General features: G+C 31.9%; 21 protein-coding genes. 13 read left to right on the plus strand and 8 right to left on the minus strand.

Annotated elements, in window-relative coordinates:
- The first annotated feature begins 581 nt into the window (after nt 1-581).
- The 8 genes from SLH52_RS16510 (at nt 582) to SLH52_RS16545 (ending at nt 4,085) form a co-directional block, all read left to right on the plus strand.
- Entirely contained in the window at nt 582-749 is a 168-nt protein-coding gene (locus tag SLH52_RS16510; RefSeq protein WP_320210375.1) for an XtrA/YqaO family protein, read from the plus strand.
- Nucleotides 750-841: 92 nt separating this feature from the next.
- Nucleotides 842-1,060: a hypothetical protein gene (locus SLH52_RS16515; RefSeq protein ID WP_320210376.1), complete on the plus strand. Its 219-nt coding sequence runs from the start codon at nt 842-844 to the stop codon at nt 1,058-1,060.
- A 29-nt stretch (nt 1,061-1,089) separates the two neighbouring features.
- Nucleotides 1,090-1,275 carry a hypothetical protein gene (locus SLH52_RS16520; protein ID WP_320210377.1) on the plus strand — a complete coding sequence of 62 codons (186 nt, stop codon included), beginning with the start codon at nt 1,090-1,092 and terminating at the stop codon, nt 1,273-1,275.
- Between the two features lie 302 nt (nt 1,276-1,577).
- The gene (locus SLH52_RS16525; RefSeq protein ID WP_320210479.1) at nt 1,578-2,027 is read left to right on the plus strand and encodes a tyrosine-type recombinase/integrase; all 450 of its coding nucleotides are present in this window, start codon (nt 1,578-1,580) and stop codon (nt 2,025-2,027) included.
- A gap of 128 nt (nt 2,028-2,155) precedes the next feature.
- A complete protein-coding gene (locus SLH52_RS16530) occupies nt 2,156-2,374 on the plus strand; it encodes a hypothetical protein (protein WP_413785553.1) in 219 nt (72 codons plus the stop codon).
- 596 nt (nt 2,375-2,970) lie between these two features.
- Nucleotides 2,971-3,300: a DUF6173 family protein gene (locus SLH52_RS16535; RefSeq protein WP_320210378.1), complete on the plus strand. Its 330-nt coding sequence runs from the start codon at nt 2,971-2,973 to the stop codon at nt 3,298-3,300.
- Between the two features lie 225 nt (nt 3,301-3,525).
- On the plus strand, nt 3,526-3,753 hold the full coding sequence (locus tag SLH52_RS16540; protein WP_320210481.1) for an HNH endonuclease: 228 nt from the start codon (nt 3,526-3,528) through the stop codon (nt 3,751-3,753).
- Nucleotides 3,754-3,830: 77 nt separating this feature from the next.
- Nucleotides 3,831-4,085, plus strand: coding sequence for a hypothetical protein (locus SLH52_RS16545; RefSeq protein ID WP_320210379.1), 255 nt, complete (start codon nt 3,831-3,833; stop codon nt 4,083-4,085).
- A gap of 22 nt (nt 4,086-4,107) precedes the next feature.
- Here the strand turns inward: SLH52_RS16545 and SLH52_RS16550 are convergent, their stop codons facing one another.
- Together SLH52_RS16550 and SLH52_RS16555 are read right to left on the minus strand one after the other, a co-directional pair.
- Nucleotides 4,108-4,569, minus strand: a complete 462-nt coding sequence (locus SLH52_RS16550) for a C1q-like domain-containing protein (protein WP_320210380.1) — start codon at nt 4,567-4,569, stop codon at nt 4,108-4,110.
- A 174-nt stretch (nt 4,570-4,743) separates the two neighbouring features.
- Nucleotides 4,744-5,040, minus strand: coding sequence for a hypothetical protein (locus tag SLH52_RS16555; RefSeq protein ID WP_320210381.1), 297 nt, complete (start codon nt 5,038-5,040; stop codon nt 4,744-4,746).
- A 254-nt stretch (nt 5,041-5,294) separates the two neighbouring features.
- On the opposite strand from SLH52_RS16555, the gene SLH52_RS16560 reads away from it, so the two are divergent.
- Both SLH52_RS16560 and SLH52_RS16565 read left to right on the plus strand, forming a co-directional pair.
- Nucleotides 5,295-5,525 (plus strand): hypothetical protein, encoded by a 231-nt coding sequence (locus SLH52_RS16560; RefSeq protein WP_320210382.1) that lies wholly within the window; start codon nt 5,295-5,297, stop codon nt 5,523-5,525.
- Between the two features lie 1,023 nt (nt 5,526-6,548).
- Nucleotides 6,549-7,082, plus strand: a complete 534-nt coding sequence (locus tag SLH52_RS16565; protein ID WP_320210383.1) for a hypothetical protein — start codon at nt 6,549-6,551, stop codon at nt 7,080-7,082.
- A gap of 155 nt (nt 7,083-7,237) precedes the next feature.
- Here SLH52_RS16565 and SLH52_RS16570 read toward each other — a convergent pair whose 3' ends face one another.
- Nucleotides 7,238-7,621 (minus strand): hypothetical protein, encoded by a 384-nt coding sequence (locus SLH52_RS16570; RefSeq protein ID WP_320210384.1) that lies wholly within the window; start codon nt 7,619-7,621, stop codon nt 7,238-7,240.
- 378 nt (nt 7,622-7,999) lie between these two features.
- Complete coding sequence (locus tag SLH52_RS16575; RefSeq protein ID WP_320210385.1) at nt 8,000-8,200, minus strand: helix-turn-helix domain-containing protein; 201 nt, start codon at nt 8,198-8,200, stop codon at nt 8,000-8,002.
- Between SLH52_RS16575 and SLH52_RS16580 the strand changes: the two genes are divergently transcribed.
- Nucleotides 8,121-8,405, plus strand: coding sequence for a hypothetical protein (locus tag SLH52_RS16580; RefSeq protein ID WP_320210486.1), 285 nt, complete (start codon nt 8,121-8,123; stop codon nt 8,403-8,405). The genes SLH52_RS16575 and SLH52_RS16580 overlap by 80 nt on opposite strands.
- Before the next feature lie 58 nt (nt 8,406-8,463).
- Here the strand turns inward: SLH52_RS16580 and SLH52_RS16585 are convergent, their stop codons facing one another.
- The 3 genes from SLH52_RS16585 to SLH52_RS16595 all read right to left on the minus strand — a co-directional run bounded on the left by SLH52_RS16585 (nt 8,464) and on the right by SLH52_RS16595 (nt 9,762).
- Nucleotides 8,464-8,934: a hypothetical protein gene (locus SLH52_RS16585; RefSeq protein WP_320210386.1), complete on the minus strand. Its 471-nt coding sequence runs from the start codon at nt 8,932-8,934 to the stop codon at nt 8,464-8,466.
- Nucleotides 8,935-9,065: 131 nt separating this feature from the next.
- Nucleotides 9,066-9,566 carry a hypothetical protein gene (locus SLH52_RS16590; RefSeq protein ID WP_320210387.1) on the minus strand — a complete coding sequence of 167 codons (501 nt, stop codon included), beginning with the start codon at nt 9,564-9,566 and terminating at the stop codon, nt 9,066-9,068.
- 4 nt (nt 9,567-9,570) lie between these two features.
- Nucleotides 9,571-9,762, minus strand: coding sequence for a hypothetical protein (locus SLH52_RS16595; RefSeq protein WP_320210388.1), 192 nt, complete (start codon nt 9,760-9,762; stop codon nt 9,571-9,573).
- 278 nt (nt 9,763-10,040) lie between these two features.
- On the opposite strand from SLH52_RS16595, the gene SLH52_RS16600 reads away from it, so the two are divergent.
- Nucleotides 10,041-11,021, plus strand: a complete 981-nt coding sequence (locus SLH52_RS16600; RefSeq protein WP_320210389.1) for a hypothetical protein — start codon at nt 10,041-10,043, stop codon at nt 11,019-11,021.
- Nucleotides 11,022-11,939: 918 nt separating this feature from the next.
- Here the strand turns inward: SLH52_RS16600 and SLH52_RS16605 are convergent.
- Nucleotides 11,940-12,269 carry a YolD-like family protein gene (locus SLH52_RS16605; RefSeq protein ID WP_320210390.1) on the minus strand — a complete coding sequence of 110 codons (330 nt, stop codon included), beginning with the start codon at nt 12,267-12,269 and terminating at the stop codon, nt 11,940-11,942.
- 341 nt (nt 12,270-12,610) lie between these two features.
- On the opposite strand from SLH52_RS16605, the gene nadD reads away from it, so the two are divergent.
- Nucleotides 12,611-13,237 carry a nicotinate (nicotinamide) nucleotide adenylyltransferase gene (gene nadD / locus SLH52_RS16610; protein WP_320210391.1) on the plus strand — a complete coding sequence of 209 codons (627 nt, stop codon included), beginning with the start codon at nt 12,611-12,613 and terminating at the stop codon, nt 13,235-13,237.
- Nucleotides 13,238-13,605: the final 368 nt, after the last annotated feature.

Consider the following 13,605-nt stretch of genomic DNA (forward strand, 5'->3'; position numbering starts at 1 on the left):
GCTCCCACCCCAAGAGCTATAAGGGCAGACATAATTGATACCTCCATTCATAATTTATAAGAATATTTTACCATTTATTAAAAAATAGATGTATTTTTAATTAATCTATTTTACCAGCTTATTAGTTAATTTACTGATGATGTAATAAAAGATTGTTTTAACGTGAAAAAGAGGGCGATAACCCTCATAGCATACTTGGTGAACTAAATGATAGTTATGTTTACTACAATAAAATCGAAACGTAAATCGTGAAAATAAATAAAAATATACCTGAGATTATTAATAAAATACCCATTTTCACAGATATTTTCTTTTTCATGATTTCAAAATCTTTTATGATTACTAATGGTACCACAAATAAGCTTGTGAAAATCCATCCTAAATCAAAACCAATAATATGTTCAACAAAGTAACCCACGCTCGAAATGAGGAATAAACCGGCTATTAAAATGGGGGAATAAAGTATAATGATAATCACCTCTTTGAAGTTTAGCAAATTATAATACTATATGTTATATCGGAATATTATGGAATTTATTAAACACAAGATAGATGGAGTCGATTAGCGAGGAGGTTCGCCAATGAAAAAGGAATTTGCTGAAATAGATTTGCAGAATAAAAGAAAACTATATGTTGTTAAAAATGGTGAATTGATAGCTCATGATCTTCCAGAGCACGGGGAAACGGTGATTGTTACGCACCAAGGAGAAGCAAAAGACATCATTACTACAGTTAAAACAAGATTATAAGTCCGACCTGACAACAGGAGGGCACAGATAATTACAGCGATTAAGCTGTGTGGTTTGTGTGCTCTTTTTGTTTTAAAGAATGGATGAAGGGCGTGAGGACAATTCAAGGAGAGCTGAATAAATGGTGTAGAGCAAATAACATCAAAATTCAATTACCAAAACCAAAGAAAAACAATGAATCAAGCAAGAAGAAAAGAAATCACCCAAGGAAAAAAAGTAGGGAAGAATCACTTTCTTTTCGAGAAACAGAAAAGTTAATGGGTATATATGATAAAACATTGAGACAAAAGAAAAGCGGAGCCTCAGGGTAAATTATATGATAATAAGGAGTGAATTAATCATGAATCAAGCTAAGTCTTATGAATATATAGATAGAATCTGTGTCAATTGCCCAGGTAGTTTATGGGGAGCGAAAAGCATTTGTAGAATCCATAACAAAAGCATAGGAAATATTACATCATGTGAACAGTGGGATCGACAATTAATTTTATTAAACCTTATGATGAGAGAAATGACGAGGAAGTAACAGAGCCTAATAGACTTATGTGATTTTGAAGTTATTACAATATTTTAGTAATTTTTTGCACTGAGTCAATTTCAGACTCAAAAAGTCGCATTCCTGTACACTAAGGAACCGACTTTTTGGGTTGTTTAAACATTAACTAGCTAAAACTTTCTATATAAACACCATGACCTTTCGTAACAAATGAACAAGACCGACTCATATTTCTCTGTACTTTCTTTCACACGAGGTAAGTCATGTTTTGAATCGGTCCATTCTCGGCGTTTATGATTGTTCACTTTGTCCATTAAAGAAAAGCGGTCACTATTGGGCTACGTGTATCTGATATTCTAGTATTGCAAGTGAAAGATGTTCGTGGTGATTACATTAGAAGAAGAGAAATCAAAACAGATAAAAAACGAAGGACACCAATCTCTCCAAAGTTGAGGAAAGCAATAGCACCATATATTAAGGACATGGATCATGATGATTATTTGATCAGGAGCCGTCAAAAAGATCATAGAGGAAGTCAAAAGCCTATACATCGTTCCCAGGCTTATCGTATTTTGAAAGATGCTGCTAAAGCAATAGTATATCGTGAAGATGTTGGGACTCACACAATGCGGAAGACGTTTGGCTACATGCATTATAAGAAATGGGGAAATGCAGCAGCTTTACAAAAGATATTTAACCATGATGTGGAACTTACAACGTTAATGTATATAGGTGTAGATCAAGACTATTTAGATAAAACAATTATGGGATTGTATCGATAATCTCATTTTGTTTTGTCTGTTTTCAAGAGTCAATGTATAGTGGTTGTTCAAATTCTAGTTTTACGAACTAATATTAATATTTGAAACTTATCGGAAATTAGAGTCGTATTAAAGAAAGGACAAGTAAGGTGAATAAAGAAAATATAAGAAATGGGGAATTTGAGAATATGGAAAACAAAAAATGTCTTAAATGTGGAAGTACTGAATTCGTAGAAGGTACAGATTATATGCCAATAAAACCGAGCAAAATGTCTTTGAGTGGTTCAAATAAAATTTACACATTTTGTTTAGAATGCGGAGAAGTTGATTCGATTCGTATTGAAAATACAACCATTTTTAAAAAGTAAAATGAATTTGTTCAATAAACGCAGTGTTACAAGAATTAGGGAAACCTCAAATTGGGGTTTTCCTTAATTATTATCCGTTATCAATAATAAAATATAATAGAGCCTATTTATTTAAAATCTTTTAGTGCTACATAATTTGGTTGCTGTGCAGTTGTTTGAAAAATAATTTATAAACCCAGTCATATCAACACTTTCAGTGTCGGAAAGGAGTGAAACAGAATTGTATGATATGATGCACTCAAGGAATATTGTCACCCATTTACCACCTTATAGGTGAAAGACTCTATTTTATGATCCGTTTTCAAGGTGTGGTAAGCCGTTGCAAGTACTTTTCGATGTGTTGTCTGTTCAATGAGCAGGCAACTCTTTTTTATGAAGTACACATAATTAACGAGAGCCAAGTTCAATTTGGAAAAGTGTTTAAATATAAATACAGCAAGGCTTATAGGCATTTGTTGAGCATAACAAAATATAAACTAAGTGAAGTTCAATAAGAGTCTATCTAATGGATATGCTTTGTTATATAATATTCAAACTTCCAAAACAGGAAAGAATCTCCTTTTGTCGAATTGTAATTCTATAAAGGGGTTGATAATATGAATAATTTTCCATCTATTAAATTTAAAGATTATGCAGGCGCAATAGCGGAAGATATCTTAAGTTCAGTAAACGAATACAATCGACAACTAGATAATGAGCATGAAGCAGGAGTAATGCTAGCGTCATTCGGTCAAACAATAACGGTATCTATAACTGGTGTAGGTAATATAGGAGCTAAACTAGTGAAGTTTACTGGAAATTTAGCAGATACTGGAGCACCAGCAGAATTAATACAACATGTAAGTCAATTGAATTTTCTTCTAGTAGCATTACGTAGAGAGAATCCTGAAGAACCTAAAAAACAAATTGGATTTATACAAGAATAGTATTAAAGCACTCCATCAAGGGTGCTTTTTATTTGCAGAAAATTAGGTTCTTTGAGGACTTTGCACCCTTGCGGGTAGTCGCCACCCCAAAGCTTATGACAGAAGTGAAAAGGACATTTCCGTTTCTGTTTTTAATTTTAAATATTGAGGTGTTATTCATGCATGTACAAAACTTAAGAACAAAAGAAGAAGTTCTACAAGTTGGGTGCTTGGCAAACGGTAAGAATGAGAGCATTAGAACGTGACAACTATGAATCCCAGGAATGTATGCGACAAGGAAAAGTGTACACGGACAATCATGATCCAGATAAACATAAACGATTAGATGTGGATCACAAGAAGGAGATTTACACACATCCTGAGTTAGCATTAGAGATTGATAATTTAGAAAAGCTTTGCGTTAAGTGTCATAACAAAAAGCATAAGCGTTTGCAAAATTGTTTGATGATGTAACTGATAAATGACCAAGTACATTATTTTTAATTAAGGAAACTCCAGAATTATTAAGTTTCATAAGGGGGTTTACAAAAATGAAGAGTTACTCGATTTATATTAATGGAGTAAATGAGGGTTCAGTGAAAACAGATAATATCAATCAGTTTATTGAAGAGAATTATGAGGATGTAAGTTACAAAATAAATCATGAAGAAAATGAAGTATATCTTAGAGTTGATATTCTTCAAGTGATGAGAAAAGCTGTAGGGGAATATGGAAACTCAAGAGTAACTATGTTTCATAAAAACCTGTATAGAGGATATAACATATCAACTGTTATATCCAATTGAAATTCTGCAAAATATTATGGGTTTATCGTAATATGGAGCCACCGAAATAAGTAAAAGCTGATTCTATAGCTTTAAATCCGGTATTAGCTGGTGTAATAAAAACAGCTACCAATTCATCAGCATCTAATGGAGTCATCGCGGTAAAGCCTACTGGTTCATCTTGGAAAGATAACAACACTCCAGTTGAACCAATCAATCTCTTATTGGACCGGATTTCTATTTCTATGTTCCCTGGGTTTACAAATTCTAATAAAATTTCAGTAGTAAAAATATAGAACCCAGTTTCTGGAGCTTTAAATTGATTAGCACTAGTATCATATCCGTTTCCATTATTAATAAGTGCATTATTAAAAGATATCCTGTTAACTTCATTAAAATCGAGTGGTTGGTCCATGTTCGTTTTTTCTGCACGAAAATTAATTAACTCTTTATTTGGGTAGGGTGGGAATATACATTCTTGACAATTTATCACATTACTAGACATCTTTTCACCTCTTTCCTCTTATTAAACATGATATTCAGATAAAGAGGGGAGAAGCAATACTCTTTACCTACTTAAAAAAAAATGGCGAAAATACTAGTAGTTTATGAAACTAAATAAGCAATAAGGTGATTAGCCTTATAAAAACCTCCCAAATAGGGAGGTATGAAAAATTGGTTATTTAGCTCTGATTGCGACAGGACTTGGATCGTCAGGGAATTTTTCGAGCTTTTCAATACTATTTGTGTCTGTTAGAGGGATAAAACTTATTGAATCTTGTTCTGGAAGATTAAAGATGTTTTTTACAACTATTGCTTCATCTCTAAGTTCTAAAAATTCACCAACAGCCACTAGTAATACATCTGTACCAACGAAAGTTACACCGATTGGGTCACCTTTTTTAAAGTTTTCTTTTACAAGCTTTCTTAACGACTTAGTACCACAATCACAAGTAGTTATTCCGTTGTGTGTCATATTATCACCTCTTTCAAGGTTTGGTAGGTTTCGCATTAGTTAGTCTATGATTCTACTTGAAAGATTGCTTGTACTTATAGATTGGATAATAAATACATTTTTAGATACAAACACTTTATAAGGCTTATTAGCAAATTTGGAGAATAGGGAGGAAAAACAAATGAAAAAATTTGAATGTGAGGTAACAAGAGTAGTGAGGTAACAAGAGTAGATCAACTCACCGTTGAGTTTGATGAAACGGCGATGAATGAACAGTGGATGGACGATTTCAGCACTTTTACACATTGGAAGAACATGCAGAACATATAGCACAAATCAGAGCTAGATTCGGAAGTAAATTTATAGAAGGATATGGTGTGCCACTTGAAAACGGTAAAGCTCCTTATTGGGCAGATGATAAGGTTGTAAATAGAGCAATTAACATAAAAAACATATCTGAAGATGATGATATAGAGACAGATGTTTATGAAATTCAAGGTAGTTAATCGACTCAATGATAGTTTAATGAAAAAAAATATCAATGAAAATCATTGTTAATAGAAATTGAAGTATACCTAAGGTTATGAAAAAATAACCCGTTTTCACATTGATTTTCTTATCCATGAATGCAAAATCTCTAGTGATGATTAATGGTATGAAAATTAATGCTACGACAATTATACCTAAATTGAAATCAATGTGTAGATAAACATGATTAATATTAAGAACTAAATAACCAAGACTCAAACAGAGTAATACACCCAGAGTTAGTAATGTAGTTTGAAGTTTAATAATAATCACCTCTTTGAAGTTGAAAATTAAATTAATGATACCATATAGTGTCTAGGGATATTACAAGATTTAACAAACAGAAGGTAAGTTGTGATTACTAAAAACTTATTTATTTAGTAAAATTTAACTAAATCTATATTTTAAAGTAATGCATTATGATAATACATTGGATATTACTGATGAATTATTTAGTGTAGAAGAAAAGTTAAATCGCTCTATTCTATTAAATAACAGTTTAATTAAACAATAATTTAATATAGAGATGGAGTCTTCAGCCAAACTACCAGAATTTCTTCAACAATAAATAATTGAAAATTTAAGTAAAATTTATTATGAGACATATTAGAGATTATGGTGAACACCCAGTGTATATGTAAACCCTCCCTGATTGTTCATGAAAGGAGGAGACAGCAGGGAGGGGAGAGTGATAATAAAGGGTGTACTTTATGGTATGTAATATATATGAATTTAGCTTGTATTAATGTGATAGGTCAAATTAATCAATTTTATGCAACACAATGATTAATGAGTCGACTGTTCTCATAGATGAAAAATTGGGACTTTTTATTTTACATAATCAGGAATTTACTTTGTGTTATATCGTAGCTTAGTCCATTTGTCCCTTATTAACATAGACTAAAGCATATTTTTGTCACACTAAACATGTTAGTCCAACCTTCTATAGAAAAGAATCATAAATATAAAGTATATACAACTATAGGAGGAGACAATTACTAATGAAAGATAAAGATTGTAAATGCAGGGTCGTTCCACCACCACAAGGACCACAAGGACCACCTGGGAAACAAGGACCAATGGGACTTCAAGGGTCACCAGGACCTCAAGGAGTTTTAACTTACGGTGTTTTAAGAGATGATGGAGGTCCATTTCCTGGAGTGGATGCGCAACCAATTACTCCCTTGGGAGGAGCATATGACACCCCAGGGCCTTTTAGTGGTACTACACTTAACCCTCTCTCTATTACTGTGCAAAATGCTGGTGACTACGAAATTTCATTTACAGTTATAGTATTCGATGCAGATGGTTCAGGATACAATTTTGAAACTGATATAACAATAGACGGTGTATCACGATCTGATACAAGTATAGGAATGGTGGGAGTTGCAGGAGCTGTTACAGAAAATACAATCACAAGAACCACTATACTATCTTTAAATGCTGGACAAACAATTGGTACAGTGGTATCTTTAGTGGCAGGAACTACCATATCTTTTATGAGACCCTCACTTAGGGTAATACAGTTATCTTAGAGAAATGATGACTCCCAAAAACTGACGATTTATAACGTCAGTTTCTTTGTATATACATGAATACAATATTCAAATCTAGTATACATAATAGCAGACATCCGAAGTCTTGCAGAATAGCAAAACCATCAGACATTTACTTTACTATTCTGTATTCACTAATTCGGTATGATCACAACAGCCTCTGGATTAACCCCAACAGACACAGTGGCAATAACGGAATGAGTTTTCACATCAATGACAGAAACAGTTCCTGGATCAAAGTCATTTGCAACATAAGCTAATTTTCCATCAGGCGTAAAAACTGTTTTAAAAGCTCTTTCGGTAGTGCCAATTGTTGCTACCAAAGAATGAGTTTTGGTGTCTATAACATATATATTTCCAATGTTATCACTCGTAACATAAGCTAATTTTCCATCAGGCGTGATGGCTATATCAGTTGGTTCAGTCAGACCGGGTACAGTAGCAATTACCTCATGTGTCTTCGTATCAATCACAGATACATTATTGGAATTAACATTTGCTACATAAGCCACCCCCATAAAAATCACCCACTCCATCATTTATTATTAATTTAATATATGAAGAATAGTCGAGATATGCGATTCTTGATTTCAAATTAGTGTCATATCCGAAAAATGAATAATCTTGTATATATTATTCAAATCTATTTTACATAATAGGAGCTATAGGAACAGCAGATGCATTTTCACAATCATTAATATAACTATATTTTTACAAAGTGAATGATAAAGAATATACATGATTTTTTACATTGTTAATTTACCAAAGTTCTTTTCATACAAGTAAAATTCATTTCCAAAATCTCTTGCATAAAAAGTTTTTGATAAGATGCATGTTATTAAACTCAAGTTGAGCTGTGTTTATAAAGGTTAGGGACTGTATGAGAGCAGTCCCTTTTATATGTCGAAAAAATCATCCACTTTAGCGTTCGGATCTATTTTCTTAATCGCTTTCATTATTTTTTTTATAGCTTGTGCATTAGGCGTATGAACCGAATTACCTTGAGTTAAATTACTAATGGCGGTTCTACCAACGCCAGAAGATTTTGATAACCACTGTTGTGATATTCCACTTTTATCAAGCCATTTACAAACCACTGTTTGTCCAATATTCCATCATTCAGTCATATTAAAAGGTCTCAAGCATGGAAAAAACGAAGCAGCACAAGAGGTTGGAGTGAAGAAATGGGTTGTCATACAGCTCACAAGACGTTCGGATATTTCTTCTACAAGAAATATAAGGGTGTTGCTTTACTGCAAGAAATATTTAACCACAGTCATCCTTCTGTTATCTTGCGGATGAAGCTGTGGATAATGTTAGCTTATAAGACTTGTTTTGTATTGTGGTTACTAAATAGTTATTAGTGTTTAATAACTAAGGCATTTAAAGCACGAGTTTGAGCACAAATAGTATCGACATTGGCACATGGTCCAGCCTCTTGGATGAAAATACGATAGGTGTGAATGCCAGTATCTGGATAATCAACCCAAGTAAGGTTAGGGGTTATAGTATTAATTAAGTTATTCGATTCGTTGGTGAATTCTCTTTGTAATCGAATCGTAGCTAAATTCATCGGTATCCCGTTATTGGTTATTCTTTGGAGGATATAATCTATGTCAATACTTATGGGTTCACTCGAACCATCAGCAGCGATTTCCAAAGTAACAATAGAATTTAGATGTATGTTATTACCTTTTTTAGTAAAGATGGGAGGTAAAGTCAATACAGCTTGCGGTATAAACATGTTGTTCGAAAATAAATTTAAGTCCATTAATGATTGATCCTTAAATGAGTCTACTGTTTTATCATCTTTACACTTGCAATTTGTCATTATTTTATCAATTCCTTTACAGAATTAGTTGTTAATAATAAATGCGAAAAGTTTGATGATGCAACTGATAAATGACCAAGTGCAATGTTTTTAATTATGAAAACTTATGAATTATTAAGATTGCAAAAAAATTAGTGAAAAAAAATCGTAGCATTTAAGGAACGAGTTTGGAACATTAGGGAATCAAATAGTGCTTTACTATTTAGCGTAAATCTGTTGGCTATTCGTACATGATATACATGCAAACCTACTCCAGGCTTATCTGTCCAAGTAATGTTAGTAATTAATGATGCTTTATCAGGATTATTAAAGCCTTCGAATATATTAACTCTTTGTCTAGATGTTAGTGTGGATAGATTAGAAAAAGGGCCATTATTAGCAGAGCGTTGAAGAATGTAGTCAAATTCAACAAACGTACTACCCTGTGGATCACCAACCGGATCAAAGAGGGACATTTCAGATAACAATTCAGCAGTTGAATCTAGTTTAACTTCAACATCTTTATGTTTATTTAGCATTTTCAAAGTTAAAAAATTTGGATTTCTCAAACTGTCAAAAAAATCAATTTTAGTTTCTGTTTGAATCTTAAATAACTGAGGACACTTATCATTTTTGCACTTACAATTTCCCATTACTTCATAAGTTCTTATAAACTAACTGAATTGTCGCAATCACAGAATGAGTTGTTGTTTCAACTACTGATATAGTGCTACTACCGTTGTTAGAAGCATAAGCAAATCTCCCTTCTTGTGTAATAGCAATACAGTATGGTCTATTTCCAACAGAAACAGTAGCAATAAGTGAGTGAGTTTTTGACATCAATAACATTTATGCCATCTGGACTACCACCAACAGCATAAACTAATTTGTCGTAAGAGGTTATTGCCAAACTAGTATGAATAAGTGGGTGACTAACTGGTAACGTGGACATAAGAGAAAGAAACAAAGATATAGTTGTTTTCAAAAAATGGGCATTGATTGTACCTTAAGTTCATTATAATATTACAAAATAAGCACGTTGTAACCACTTTGTAATCCATTTTTGAAAATAATTTTATAAAATATAGCCATCACAAGAAAAATAAAATAAATGGAGGCTACACTTCATGATAAAAGTCAAAATTGCTAGTGTTTTAATAATGTCATTATTTGGTGGGGAATCAGTACACCATGAAAATGATATTACAATTAATGATAAAAAGGTTCCAATATCTGATTCAATAGATTTCAGCGATACTAATGAGAATCCAATATTAAGTGATGATATAGAAGATATTAATGAAAAAATGAAGGAACAGATGGCGAAGTTTAAAGCTTTTAATAAGATAAGTATATATGAATTATTAAATACTAGAATTAGAGATTCAGGTTGGACTTTCGAAAGTAACGATTATAATGTAATGCTTTTCCAAGGTACTTATTTTGATAAACAATATTCAATATACTTCACTAATAGAGAAGAATTTATAGATATGTACGTAGATGCTGAAAAGAAAACGAGAGAAGAATTTGATGAATGGATAAATGAGTTAGTATATAGAGATTATGAGATAAATGATAGTGATATGCAACAATTAGATAAACAGATGAAGGAGCAAATGAAAAAATTTAAAACTGAAAATGAAGAGAGTGTATATAATATATTAAATTATACATTCGAAAATGAAACTTGGTCTTTTGAAAGTGATGATAATAATGTAATGCTCTTTCTAGGTGAAAAAAATGATAAGCAGTATGTAATATTCTTTAACGATAAGAAGGAATCAATATATATGACTGTAGATGGTATGGGGAAAACGAGAGAAGAGTTTGATGAATGGATCAATAAATTAGATGATAATATGGAGACACAAATGGCAAAGTTTAAAACTACAAATGACGAGAATATATATGATTTGTTAAATGTAGCATTTGAAAACTTAGATTGGTCCTTTGGAAGTAATGGTAGTAATGTAATGTTCATTGAAGGGGACCAGCAATATGTAATGTATTTTTTCTATAATGATAACTCTATAGATATGTATATAAATGGGGAAAAGGAAACGGAAGAAGAGTTTGCTAGATGGGTAAATAAATTAATTCAATAATTGTTGTTATAAGATAATACTTTAAATGATCTGTAACTAATTATAATAAATGCTTTAAACAACTAATTTCACTAGAAAAATAATTGGGAAGACTAAAAGGGTATAAAAAAGACACAATAAAACATCTTTTATTCCTTTAAACGTACCTTTACTAACCTTACCTAGAAGGAATAAGCATATTATTGCAGATGAAATAGTTGCCCATAGTAATAAGGATTGTATTATAACAATTAGCATATTTATCCACTTTTTCTTTTAACCGCAATGGTATTGTGGATTTTACTCTTATAAAATTGTGTTTATGTTAAAAATAATCTAAAATTATAAATATATTAAATATTAATAGAAAGTAGGGAATGTAAATGACAAAGAAAAGACAGCTATTATTTCACTCCGTATTTATTCCTACCTTTGTATTAGTTTTTGTGGTTGTAAGTAATTTATTAGGATGATACTTTTAGTTAATAGAGGCTGCCATGCTTAGCTTGGTAGCCTATTGTATTGTTGGTTAATAAATGTAGTAATTTAAAAGCTAGTAAATGGATATTGTGGGAACCTAGCTTGTGTTTCAAACAGTGGTGGCCTAATTACTGTACTCGATATGAAATCAACTCCATGATTGTAACGGTACCAGTGGTAAATGAATCTTTTAGTATGTCGATAGCGCTAGATGGAAAATATGCATATGAATTAAACAACTTCGTTCAATGCATTTCTGCCATTGATACAATCACCCATTCTATTGTCGCCATGGATGTTCCTCTTTTTGTCTGCTTTATGAAAAGGTATTTCAAACGGTGAAAGACTGAGCGAAAGTTAAAAAGAACATAGATGATAATGAATACAGTTGCCAAAATATTATCATCACATCTTGACATTACGTTCATGAAAAAACAGCCCTACAAAGTATCCGGGCTGTTAATTTATTTGTACATTTATGATACGCTCAAATTTAAATTTTTGTACATTTTCTAAATTATCTATCACCATTATATGTTTATTGAGTTTATCTACAAAATAGATGTGACCCACACAAGGCTTAAAAGTTCCATTTTTTGTATACGTTATAGTTACTTCCTGTTTAAATTCCAAAGCTTCAAGAATTTTATTTTTTATTTCTTCTATTTCATACTCATTTAATGTAGTTTTTTGTATCTTGCTATAGTCATCCCAGGCATCTTTAAGCAACTTGATTTCTTCAGGTTGCATATAGGCAGGAGCCTCTTTCATCTTTTCACTACCTTTCAATAAAATCACCCCTATTATTATATTATATAAGAAAATACGTTCTGGTGTTAAATAAAAAGGTTTAAAATTCTTGAGTCCTGTGCACGCAAAATAATGTGTTTTTTAGTAAATACATATGATACGTTAAAGTTAGACGTTTTGAAGGTGGAATAATCTGATGAAGTTAGATCATCTGATGGAGTAACTACGAAAGCAATTAAGAAAAGGAATATACAATGTATTGTTCTCACAAGTACGATTGCTAAACATTTAGGTTTTTCTCTTGGAACTGTATACAAAAAATACTATGAAAAAAAACGTTAGAAGAATTGATTAGTTATTATATTTAAGGAGGCTGCGCAATGGCTCGAATCGGAATTTATGGGTCTTCGTATGACCCAGTGACTAATGTACACTTATGGACAGCAAGTACGGTTGCACACCGTTGTAAATTAGATTATGTAGTTTTCTTACCTTGTTCAAATAAAAGAAAAGATAAGCGAATGAATATTAGTGATGAGCACCGAAAAGAAATGGTTAAAATGGCAATTGAAAGCAATCCTATATTTATTTTCGATGATTATGAAATGAATCAAGATGCATGGAAAATTGATACTTATACGACGATGAAACATTTTGAGAACAAATATCCAGGTGATGAATTATTCTTCATTATGGGAGCAGATTTATTGGTTGATATTGGGGAGGGAAAATGGTCTAATGGTGATAAATTGGTGTCAGAATTCAATTTCATTATAATGGCTCGTGATGGTATTGATATGTTAGCTACGATTGGAAAGTCAGGTATTTTAAGAAATAACGATGACGGCAACACATTCCATTTAATTGATAAAGGTCTAGCTATGGAAATCAGTTCAACCTATATTCGTGATGAATTAAGTATGGGGGGGGAGCCGAGGTATCTGATGCCAGAAAATTGTTATCAGTATATTAAAAAACATAAGCTATATATGAAAAGAATAGGGTAGTGAAGGGTACACAGTGACAACAATTTATTTTTGTTTTTGGAGAAATATAGTGATTTTATAGTTTTCATCCCATTGTGGATAATGGTAAGACTTATTCATCAAATGAATTAACTTTCAATAAGAAAATTACAACTTAATAAGTTGGTGCTTTCCTAAGATACTAAGAGTGAATCTTATAGAAAAATTGTCCTTAAGGCTATAACTCCTAGAGAACTAAACGACAATAGGTTTTACCAAAAAGATACAAAAATACCCAGAATGGGGTAACAGATAAATTCAGGCTATGAAAAAAACTGTTCGAGTATAGTATACTTAGCAGATAGAATGAAAAGAATTCTTTCAACAGGGATGGGCTATCCGTGGAATTT

It is taken from the genome of Cytobacillus sp. IB215665 (genome assembly GCF_033963835.1).
Taxonomy (GTDB): domain Bacteria; phylum Bacillota; class Bacilli; order Bacillales; family SM2101; genus Nanhaiella.

Excerpts from the sequence above, each read along its gene's own strand:
- SLH52_RS16510 (WP_320210375.1), top strand. The coding sequence starts at position 582 with ATGAAAAAGGAATTTGCTGAAATAGATTTGCAGAATAAAAGAAAACTA.
- SLH52_RS16520 (WP_320210377.1), top strand. The coding sequence starts at position 1,090 with ATGAATCAAGCTAAGTCTTATGAATATATAGATAGAATCTGTGTCAAT.
- SLH52_RS16535 (WP_320210378.1), top strand. The coding sequence starts at position 2,971 with ATGAATAATTTTCCATCTATTAAATTTAAAGATTATGCAGGCGCAATA.
- SLH52_RS16540 (WP_320210481.1), top strand. The coding sequence starts at position 3,526 with ATGAGAGCATTAGAACGTGACAACTATGAATCCCAGGAATGTATGCGA.
- SLH52_RS16545 (WP_320210379.1), top strand. The coding sequence starts at position 3,831 with ATGAAGAGTTACTCGATTTATATTAATGGAGTAAATGAGGGTTCAGTG.
- SLH52_RS16550 (WP_320210380.1), bottom strand. The coding sequence starts at position 4,569 with ATGTCTAGTAATGTGATAAATTGTCAAGAATGTATATTCCCACCCTAC.
- SLH52_RS16555 (WP_320210381.1), bottom strand. The coding sequence starts at position 5,040 with ATGACACACAACGGAATAACTACTTGTGATTGTGGTACTAAGTCGTTA.
- SLH52_RS16565 (WP_320210383.1), top strand. The coding sequence starts at position 6,549 with ATGAAAGATAAAGATTGTAAATGCAGGGTCGTTCCACCACCACAAGGA.
- SLH52_RS16570 (WP_320210384.1), bottom strand. The coding sequence starts at position 7,621 with ATGGGGGTGGCTTATGTAGCAAATGTTAATTCCAATAATGTATCTGTG.
- SLH52_RS16580 (WP_320210486.1), top strand. The coding sequence starts at position 8,121 with ATGGCGGTTCTACCAACGCCAGAAGATTTTGATAACCACTGTTGTGAT.
- SLH52_RS16585 (WP_320210386.1), bottom strand. The coding sequence starts at position 8,934 with ATGACAAATTGCAAGTGTAAAGATGATAAAACAGTAGACTCATTTAAG.
- SLH52_RS16590 (WP_320210387.1), bottom strand. The coding sequence starts at position 9,566 with ATGGGAAATTGTAAGTGCAAAAATGATAAGTGTCCTCAGTTATTTAAG.
- SLH52_RS16595 (WP_320210388.1), bottom strand. The coding sequence starts at position 9,762 with ATGTTATTGATGTCAAAAACTCACTCACTTATTGCTACTGTTTCTGTT.
- SLH52_RS16600 (WP_320210389.1), top strand. The coding sequence starts at position 10,041 with ATGATAAAAGTCAAAATTGCTAGTGTTTTAATAATGTCATTATTTGGT.
- nadD (WP_320210391.1), top strand. The coding sequence starts at position 12,611 with ATGGCTCGAATCGGAATTTATGGGTCTTCGTATGACCCAGTGACTAAT.